The organism is Azospirillum sp. B506 (assembly GCF_000333595.1).
In the GTDB taxonomy this organism is placed as follows: Bacteria; Pseudomonadota; Alphaproteobacteria; order Azospirillales; family Azospirillaceae; genus Azospirillum.
On record NZ_BADK01000968.1, the window covers coordinates 1 to 8,333 of the forward strand.

Annotated in this window: 9 protein-coding genes and 2 pseudogenes; 5 read left to right on the plus strand and 6 right to left on the minus strand. The window is 65.8% G+C overall.

Annotation, left to right across the window (positions count from 1 at the left end; translation table 11 throughout):
• The first annotated feature begins 227 nt into the window (after positions 1-227).
• The 5 genes from I71_RS29935 to I71_RS29955 all read left to right on the plus strand — a co-directional run bounded on the left by I71_RS29935 (position 228) and on the right by I71_RS29955 (position 3,314).
• On the plus strand, positions 228-803 hold the full coding sequence (locus I71_RS29935) for a prolyl-tRNA synthetase associated domain-containing protein (RefSeq protein ID WP_042702976.1): 576 nt from the start codon (positions 228-230) through the stop codon (positions 801-803).
• Between the two features lie 164 nt (positions 804-967).
• Entirely contained in the window at positions 968-1,915 is a 948-nt protein-coding gene (locus I71_RS29940) for a co-chaperone YbbN (protein WP_085940809.1), read from the plus strand.
• Between the two features lie 57 nt (positions 1,916-1,972).
• A complete protein-coding gene (locus I71_RS29945; protein WP_042702979.1) occupies positions 1,973-2,641 on the plus strand; it encodes an LON peptidase substrate-binding domain-containing protein in 669 nt (222 codons plus the stop codon).
• 47 nt (positions 2,642-2,688) lie between these two features.
• Positions 2,689-2,919 (plus strand): Trm112 family protein, encoded by a 231-nt coding sequence (locus tag I71_RS29950; RefSeq protein ID WP_042702981.1) that lies wholly within the window; start codon positions 2,689-2,691, stop codon positions 2,917-2,919.
• Complete coding sequence (locus tag I71_RS29955) at positions 2,916-3,314, plus strand: gamma-butyrobetaine hydroxylase-like domain-containing protein (RefSeq protein ID WP_042702982.1); 399 nt, start codon at positions 2,916-2,918, stop codon at positions 3,312-3,314. Before I71_RS29950 ends, I71_RS29955 begins: the two co-directional genes overlap by 4 nt.
• Before the next feature lie 42 nt (positions 3,315-3,356).
• Here I71_RS29955 and I71_RS29960 read toward each other — a convergent pair.
• The 6 genes and pseudogenes from I71_RS29960 to I71_RS29985 all read right to left on the minus strand — a co-directional run.
• A pseudogene (locus tag I71_RS29960) lies at positions 3,357-4,867 on the minus strand (UbiD family decarboxylase).
• A gap of 107 nt (positions 4,868-4,974) precedes the next feature.
• A complete protein-coding gene (locus I71_RS29965; RefSeq protein ID WP_042702984.1) occupies positions 4,975-5,331 on the minus strand; it encodes a type II toxin-antitoxin system RelE/ParE family toxin in 357 nt (118 codons plus the stop codon).
• A complete protein-coding gene (locus tag I71_RS29970) occupies positions 5,312-5,584 on the minus strand; it encodes a type II toxin-antitoxin system ParD family antitoxin (protein ID WP_042702986.1) in 273 nt (90 codons plus the stop codon). The genes I71_RS29965 and I71_RS29970 overlap by 20 nt, the downstream gene beginning before the upstream one ends.
• Before the next feature lie 175 nt (positions 5,585-5,759).
• The gene (gene phbB, locus I71_RS29975; RefSeq protein WP_042702988.1) at positions 5,760-6,482 is read right to left on the minus strand and encodes an acetoacetyl-CoA reductase; all 723 of its coding nucleotides are present in this window, start codon (positions 6,480-6,482) and stop codon (positions 5,760-5,762) included.
• 147 nt (positions 6,483-6,629) lie between these two features.
• The gene (locus tag I71_RS29980) at positions 6,630-7,805 is read right to left on the minus strand and encodes an acetyl-CoA C-acetyltransferase (RefSeq protein ID WP_042702990.1); all 1,176 of its coding nucleotides are present in this window, start codon (positions 7,803-7,805) and stop codon (positions 6,630-6,632) included.
• A 113-nt stretch (positions 7,806-7,918) separates the two neighbouring features.
• A pseudogene (locus I71_RS29985) lies at positions 7,919-8,333 on the minus strand (alpha/beta hydrolase); the annotation flags it as partial.

Genomic DNA, 8,333 nt, shown 5'->3' on the forward strand with positions numbered 1-8,333 from the left:
GCGGGGGAAGGATTTGAACCCTCGACCCCCAACTTGGCAAAGGTGTGCTCTACCCCTGAGTTACGCCCGCGCTCCGCACCATCGTTCGACGTTTTGTCGTGCCGTCCGGCGGTGTGCGGCGGACTATACTCATCGGCCGACGCAATGCAAGCGCCTTGTTCAGTTTTTTTTCGCCGGCTGAACGATTTTCCGGGCGCCCGGTGCAGGCGCCCGGTACAAGGGTTATCATGGATATCGCATCGACCTCCCCTGCCGGCGCCTCCGTTCCAGATGGGGACGCGCCGCTGCCGACCTCGCCGGACCAGCTTCTGGCGCGGATCGACGCGCTGGGCATCCAGGCGACCACGCACAGCCACCCGCCGCTGCACACGGTGGAGGAAAGCAAGGCTCTGCGCGGCGCACTTCCCGGCGGCCATTGCAAGAACCTGTTCCTGAAGGACAAGAAGGACCAGCATTGGCTGGTGGTGGCGCTGGAGGATGCGCGGATCGACCTGAACCGGTTGGACAAGCTCATCGGGTCGGCGCGGCTGTCCTTCGCATCGGCGGAGCGGCTGTGGCGTTTCCTGGGCATCCGGCCGGGATCGGTTACCCCCTTCGCCCTGGTCAACGACACCGGGCACAAGGTGCGCGTGGTCCTGCAGCAGGCGATGATGGAACATGAGCTGCTGAACTATCATCCGCTGCTGAACGACCGCACCACGGCGATCCGGCGCGACGACCTGCTGCGCTTCATCCGCGCCTGCGGCCACGAGCCGGCGATCGTCGAGTTCGGCCGCACCGGGCCCGGCACCATCGGGGAGTGACGTCGGGGCGCGGTTTCCACGCAATGCTTGCTTGAGCCGCCCTGCGCGCTCACATATGTCGGCAACGAAGCAGGATCCGGACCGGCAGCGGCCGGATCGCCAACTCCATGGCCCACCGGGATGTCCTAATGGGCCAGGCATCACCAACGGGACCGAAACACGCCATGTTCTCCATGCCCCCCGCCAACGGGTCCAAGCCCGCCGCTCCCGCCGCCGCCGGTGCCGCTGACGTCGTCAAGGACACCACCGACCGCGCTTTCATGGCCGACGTGATCGAGGCCTCTCGCGATGTCCCGGTGATCGTCGATTTCTGGGCGCCCTGGTGCGGCCCCTGCAAGCAGCTGGGTCCGATCATCGAGAAGGCGGTGCGCGCCGCCAAGGGCGCGGTGCGCCTGGTGAAGATCGACACCGACGCCAACCCGATGATCGCCTCGCAGCTGCGCGTGCAGTCGATCCCGGCTGTCTATGCCTTCTTCCAGGGCCGCCCTGTCGACGGCTTCATGGGCGCCGTGCCCGAATCTCAGGTCAAGGCCTTCGTCGACAAGCTGGTGGCGCTGGCCAAGCAGGCGGGCGTCGGCGGCGATGATATGCTGGACGAGGCCTTCGCCCAGGCCAAGGAGATGATGGAGGGCGGCGACCTGCAGGGCGCTCTGGACCTCTACAGCCAGATCCTGCAGGCGGAGCCGGAGAACGTCCAGGCCTATGCCGGCATCGTCCGCTGCCTGATCGCCGCCGGCGACCTGGAGAACGCCAAGCAGATGCTGGCCCAGGCCCCGGAAGCCATCGCCAAGGACAAGGAGCTGGCCAACGTCCGTGCCGCTCTCGACGTGGCGGAGCAGGCGGCCAACGCCGGCCCGATTCCGGAGCTGATGGAAAAGGTCGCCCATGACCCGAACGACCATGCCTCGCGCTTCGATCTCGCCATGGCGCTGTTCGCGGCCGGCAAGCGCGAGGCGGCGGTGGACGAGCTGCTGGAGATCTTCAAGCGTGACCGCAGCTGGAACGACGACGGCGCCCGCAAGCAGCTGGTGAAGTTCTTCGAGGCGTTCGGCCACACCGATCCGTTGACGGTGAAGACCCGCCGCCGCCTGTCGACCATGATGTTCAGCTGACATTTTTCCGAAAACAGGACGGCTGTTCCACCGGCGAAGGGGTTCTATCTGATTGGCATGACCAGACACCCCTTCGATGCCGAATTCAGCCAGTTGCCGGCCATGCTGCCGATTTTCCCGCTGGCCGGCGTTCTGCTGCTGCCGCGGGCGCGGCTGCCGTTGAACATCTTCGAGCCGCGCTATCTCGCCATGGTCGAGGATGCGCTGGGCAGCGGCCGCATGATCGGCATGCTCCAGCCGCTCGACCCTGCCGGGCGGGAGCGCGAACCCGCCGTCTACTCCTGTGGCTGTGCAGGTCGCATCACCAGCTTCGCCGAAACCGACGATGGCCGTTACCTCATCACCCTGACCGGGGTCGCCCGCTTCGAGATCGGGCGCGAGGTGAAGGGGACGGGCGGCTATCGGCGGGTGGTTCCCGACTGGCGGCCCTTCCGCGCCGACCTGGAGCCGGGGGTCTGCGGCGACATCGACCGCAACCGGCTGATCGGTGCGCTGAAGACCTATTTCCGGGTCCAGGGCCTGTCGGTCGACTGGAAGTCCATCGAATCGACGCTGGACGAGCGGCTGGTCAACTCGCTGGCGATGATCTGCCCCTTCACGCCCGGCGAGAAACAGGCCCTGCTGGAGGCGCCGACCCTGGCGGAGCGCGGGAAGCTCTTGATCGGGCTGGTCGAGATGGCCATTCTCGACAGCCATGATGGCGACGGCCCGCCACCCAAGCACTGACCTTCTGCCAATCACCGCCCTTCCTCCAATTCACCAAGAGACACGAGATGGCGACGCCCGAGGACAAGAGCAGCGAAGCGAAAACCAACGCCCGCGTCGATCCGAAGCTGCTGGAGATCCTGGTCTGCCCGCTGACGAAGGGGCCTCTGCGCTACGACGCCGAGCGGGCGGAGCTGGTCAGCGAGCGCGCGGGTCTGGCCTATCCGATTCGCGACGGCATCCCGATCATGCTGATCGACGAGGCCCGCAGCCTCGACAAGGCGGGGTCGGCGCGATGAGCCAAAGCGCCGATACAGGCGACGGGTTCGGCACGATCCATTGGCCGACCGAAATCCGCCTGAAGAGGGAGGAGAAGCGGCTGGAGGTCGATTTCGACGACGGCCGGACCTTCTCCTACCCGGCGGAGTTCCTGCGCGTGGTCAGCCCGTCCGCCGAGGTCCAGGGCCACAATCCCAGCCAGAAGCAGACGGTCGCCGGCCGCCGGCATGTCGGCATCATGCGGCTGGAGCCGGTCGGCAACTACGCCATCCGCATCGTCTTCGACGACCTGCACGACAGCGGCATCTACACTTGGAAATATCTCTACGAGATCGGCACCGGACAGGACGCCCTGTGGGCCGAGTATCTCGAAGACCTGCAGGCCAAGGGCCTGAGCCGCGACCCGCGGCGGTAATGGTGTCCCTCTCCCGACCTGGATTGGGAGAGGGACTTCACCTCACTTCCAGATCGGCTTCCCGCTGCCCGGCAGCCCGTACAGGTCCCATTTGCGGCTGACTTTTTCCACGACCTCGTTGGTCATGTGGAGCTTCTCACCCCATTCGCGCTTGGTTTCCGGCGGCCATTGTTGTGGGCGTCGAGGCCGACCTTGCCGCCGAGTCCCGAGTCCGGACTGGCGAAGTCGAGATAGTCGATGGGCGTGCCCTCGATCACCGTGATGTCGCGCGCCGGATCCATGCGGGTGGAGATCGCCCACATCACATCCTTCCAGTTCCGCGCGTCGATGTCGTCGTCCACGACGATCACCCATTTCGTGTACATGAACTGGCGCAGGAAGGACCAGACGCCCATCATCACCCGCTTGGCATGGCCGGGATAGGCCTTCTTCATGCTGACCACCGCGATGCGGTAGGAACAGCCTTCCGGCGGCAGCCAGAAATCGACGATCTCCGGGAACTGCTGGACCAGCAGCGGGATGAAGACCTCGTTCAGCGCCTCGCCCAGCACCGACGGCTCGTCGGGCGGACGGCCGGTGAAGGTGGACAGATAGATCGGCTTGCGCCGCATCGTCATGGCGGTGACGGTGAAGACCGGGAAGGATTCGACCGAGTTGTAATAGCCGGTGTGGTCGCCGTAGGGTCCCTCGTCGGCGTATTCGTCGAGGCTGACATGGCCTTCCAGGACGATCTCCGCCTGGGCCGGCACCTTCAGCGGCACCGTCTTGCACTCAACCAGCTCGACCTTCTTGCCGCGCAGCAGGCCGGCGAACTGGTATTCCGACAGGGTGTCGGGCACTGGCGTCACCGCCGCCAGGATGGTGCCGGGATCGGCCCCCAGCACGACGGCACAGGGCAGCGGCTCGCGCTTGCCGCTCGCCTGCCAGCGGTGATGGTGCTGGGCGCCGCCGCGATGCTTCAGCCAGCGCATGATCGTCTTGTTCCTGCCCAGCACCTGCATGCGGTAGATGCCGAGGTTGAAGTCGTCCTCGCGCTTGCCGGTCGGCCCCTTGGTCACCACCAGCGGCCAGGTGATCAGCGGCGCCGGCTCGCCCGGCCAGCAGCTCTGCACCGGCAGGCGGCCGAGGTCGATGTCGTCGCCGGTCAGCACCACCTCCTGGCAGGGAGCCGAGCCGACCGTCTTCGGCTTCATCGACAGAACCGTCTTGGCGAGCGGGATCAGTTCCAGCGCCTCGCGGAAGCCGCCCGGCGGCTCCGGCTGCTTGAGGAAGGCCAGGGTCTCGCCGACGGCACGCAGTTGGTGCGGCTCGCGGTCCATGCCCCAGGCGACCCGTTCGACCGTGCCGAACAGGTTGACCAGCACCGGCATCTCCGAGCGGGTGCCATCGGCCTTGACGACGTTCTCGAACAGCACCGCCGGGCCGTTCTCGGCCAGCAGGCGGGTCTGGATCTCGGTCATCTCCAGCACGCTGGAGACCGGCTCCGTCACCACCACCAGCCGCCCCGCCTTCTCCAGCCGGTCGATGAAGTCACGCAACGAGGTGTAAGGCATCGCAGGGTGTCCGATGTGGTGGTGCGTCCGAAACGGACGATACCCTTCAACTCGGCGGCCGGTCCGTCAAGTGCGATGCCTATCAATCCGATCAAGAAAATCAGGCGCTATCGACCCCGAAGGCGATCGACGATCTGCCGCCTGTGATCCACGCCTCCGAAGAAAATGGCGATGACCAGAACCTCGGCACGGTCTTGATAAATGCGGAAATTGATTGTGAATTTTCTTTTTGTCACCGTACGAAGTCCGGGACGAATCTCCGGATGCTCGGTACCGCGATACGGAAGGTCCGCCAGTCCCCGCAAATGGTCTGCGGCTTCGTGGACTAGGACAGCGGCCCTGTCCGCCGCCCGCTCCTCATCGTCGCCCAAAGCTTGATACGCGTCGGCAAGGTGAGCCTCAGTGAGGTTGAGGTCACGGGCGACCGCGGCCGCAAGGCGCACTTTATAGGGATGAGCCGGCATTTCCCTTGCGTCTCCTCAGCGCACGGATCTCGGCTATCCCCTCTTCAAGATCGACAAAGGGACCGGCAAGGCGCTGATCGATCAACAACCGGAGAGCTTCAAGCTCCAAGTCACGAGCTTCCGTCTCATGGCGCAGCACCTCAAGACCACGCTGAATGACGGCACTGAGGCTTGGATAATGTCCGGCTTCAACGAGGCCTCGCGCATAGGCTTCCTGCTCGTCGGTCAGGGAAATCGAAGTTTTCACAGTCATAGGCCACCCGCCGTTCCAGATGGCACTACTGGGTAGCACCGGCAGCAAGGCCCAGCCCCCAAGACCGCCCAAAACAAAACCCCTCCCCCACCCCCGGCGAACCAAAGGTCCGGCCGGACGCGGGAAAGGGGCTTCGTCACATCTCAAGAACCAGGGTGCGAGACCCGGTCCGGGATCAATACATGTGCTGGCCGCCGTTGACCGACAGGGTCGAGCCGGTCATGAAGCCATTGTCGTCGTCGACGAGGTAGAGTACGGCCTTGGCGATCTCCGACGCGCGGCCGAGACGGCCGACCGGGATGCGGGCGACGATCTTCTCCAGCACGTTGGCCGGCACCGCCCGCACCATGTCGGTGTCGATGTAGCCGGGGGCGATGGCGTTGACGGTGATGCCCTTGGCCGCGCTCTCCTGCGCCAGCGCCTTGGTGAAGCCGTGGATGCCGGACTTCGCCGCGGCATAGTTGACCTGGCCGTACTGGCCGGCCTGGCCGTTGACCGAGCCGATGTTGACGATGCGGCCGAAACCGCGCTCGCGCATGCCGTCGATGACGTTGCGGCACATGTTGAAGCAGGAGGAGAGGTTGGTGTGGATCACCTTCTCCCACTGATCGTAGGTCATGCGGTGCATCACGCCGTCACGGGTGATGCCGGCATTGTTGATCAGCACGTCGACCGGACCGAGGTCACCCTCGATCGCGGCGATCCCCTTCTTGCAGGCGTCGAAATCCGCGACGTCGAACTTGTAGGTCGGGATGCCGGTGCGGGCGGTGAATTCCTCGGCCGCCTGATCGTTGCCGGCATAGTTGGCAGCAACCTTGTAGCCGGCATTCTTCAGGGCGACGGCCACCGCCTCGCCGATGCCGCGGGTGCCACCAGTGACGACTGCAACACGAGCCATAGTTCTTCTCCCCAGATTTAGTGATGGTTGGTTGGTTTCTTTGACTTTTTGTTTTTGGGCAGGAGACTCCCTCCGCAGGTCCGGCGGATGTCCCAAACCTTCAAAGGCGTGGGCCGCTTCCCGTCCGGAAAACGGCCCGTCCGGTCCTCAGTCGCGCTCGACGCAGAGGGCGATGCCCATGCCGCCACCGATGCACAGGGTGGCGAGGCCCTTCTTGGCGTCACGCTTCTGCATTTCGAACAGCAGCGTGGTCAGCACGCGGGCACCCGACGCACCGACCGGGTGGCCGAGCGCAATGGCGCCGCCGTTGACGTTGACCTTGCTGGTGTCCCAGCCCAGATCCTTGTTGACGGCAAGGGCCTGGGCGGCGAAGGCCTCGTTCGCCTCGATCAGATCGAGGTCGTCGATGGTCCAGCCGGCCTTTTCCAGCGCCTTGCGCGAGGCCGGGATCGGGCCGGTGCCCATGATCGCCGGATCGACGCCGGCGGTTGCCCAGGAGACGATGCGGGCCAGCGGGGTGACGCCGCGCTTGGCCGCGTTCTCCGCCGTCATCAACACCAGGGCGGCGGCACCGTCATTGATGCCCGAGGCGTTGCCGGCGGTCACCGTGCCGTCCTTCGAGAAGGCCGGGCGCAGCTTGGCCAGGGACTCCTCCGTGGTGCCGTGCTTCGGGTACTCGTCGTCCGACACGACGACATCGCCCTTGCGGCCCTTGATGGTGACCGGGACGATCTCGTCCTTGAAGCGGCCGGCCTTCTGCGCCGCCTCGGCCTTCTGCTGGCTGGCGGCGGCGAAGGCGTCCTGTTCCTGGCGGGTCAGCTGCCACTTCTGGGCGACGTTCTCCGCGGTGGTGCCCATGTGATAGCCATGGAAGGCGTCGGTCAGGCCGTCGCGCAGCATGGTGTCGAGCAACTCGGCGGAGCCCATCTTGGTGCCGTTGCGCAGGTGCATGACGTGCGGCGCCATGCTCATGCTTTCCTGGCCGCCCACGACCAGGATGTCGGCGTCGCCGTTCTTGATCGCCTGATAGCCGAGCGCGACGGTGCGCAGGCCGGACCCGCAGAGCTGGTTGACGCCGACGGCGGTCGCCTCGACCGGAATGCCGGCGTTGACGGCAGCCTGACGGGCCGGGTTCTGGCCCTGGCCGGCGGTCAGGATCTGGCCAAAGATGACCTCGTTCACTTCCGCCGCGTCGGTCTTGGCGCGGGCCAGCGCCTCGCGGATTGCGACCTCGCCCAGAACATGGGCGGGAACGGCGCTGAGAGCACCGTTGAAGCTGCCGATGGGCGTACGGGCGGCACCGGCGATGACAACCTCGGTCATGGAACGCTCCTCGAAATAGGACAGTATTATTATAGCGCTGGTGGGACGCTCGGAGTGATTCTTACCTTAAGTCCACCACCATGACAGGTGCAAGCTGGCTGAAGGTCGCGGCGCTAACCTGTCGCAGCAAGCCAATCGGCCAGCGGAGTCCACACGCCGGTTTCGGCGCCGGCACTCACCACCATGCCGATATGGCCCAACGGCGGACGCAGGATCCGGGCGCCCGGAACGGCATTGGGCAGGGCGAGGGCGGAGGCCGGCGGAACGATGCGGTCGCGCTCCGGAATCAGGGCAAGGGTCGGCACACGGATGGCGCCGGGATCGACCGGCAGACCGGCGACCATCCAGGCTCCGGCCGCCGTGTCGTTGCGGCCGTACCAGCCGGCCAGCGCGTCCCGCGCCACCCCCGCCACCAGGGGAACCCCGTCGTTCAGCCAATCCTCCAACGCGACGAAGGCGGTGGCGGCACGGGACTCGGGCGCCATGCGGGCGAAGCCGGAAAACTTCTTCAACGCCAGCAGCGGGTCG

Coding starts and splice junctions, on each gene's coding strand:
- I71_RS29935 (WP_042702976.1), top strand. CDS start 228: ATGGATATCGCATCGACCTCCCCTGCCGGCGCCTCCGTTCCAGATGGG.
- I71_RS29940 (WP_085940809.1), top strand. CDS start 968: ATGTTCTCCATGCCCCCCGCCAACGGGTCCAAGCCCGCCGCTCCCGCC.
- I71_RS29945 (WP_042702979.1), top strand. CDS start 1,973: ATGACCAGACACCCCTTCGATGCCGAATTCAGCCAGTTGCCGGCCATG.
- I71_RS29950 (WP_042702981.1), top strand. CDS start 2,689: ATGGCGACGCCCGAGGACAAGAGCAGCGAAGCGAAAACCAACGCCCGC.
- I71_RS29955 (WP_042702982.1), top strand. CDS start 2,916: ATGAGCCAAAGCGCCGATACAGGCGACGGGTTCGGCACGATCCATTGG.
- I71_RS29965 (WP_042702984.1), bottom strand. CDS start 5,331: ATGCCGGCTCATCCCTATAAAGTGCGCCTTGCGGCCGCGGTCGCCCGT.
- I71_RS29970 (WP_042702986.1), bottom strand. CDS start 5,584: ATGACTGTGAAAACTTCGATTTCCCTGACCGACGAGCAGGAAGCCTAT.
- phbB (WP_042702988.1), bottom strand. CDS start 6,482: ATGGCTCGTGTTGCAGTCGTCACTGGTGGCACCCGCGGCATCGGCGAG.
- I71_RS29980 (WP_042702990.1), bottom strand. CDS start 7,805: ATGACCGAGGTTGTCATCGCCGGTGCCGCCCGTACGCCCATCGGCAGC.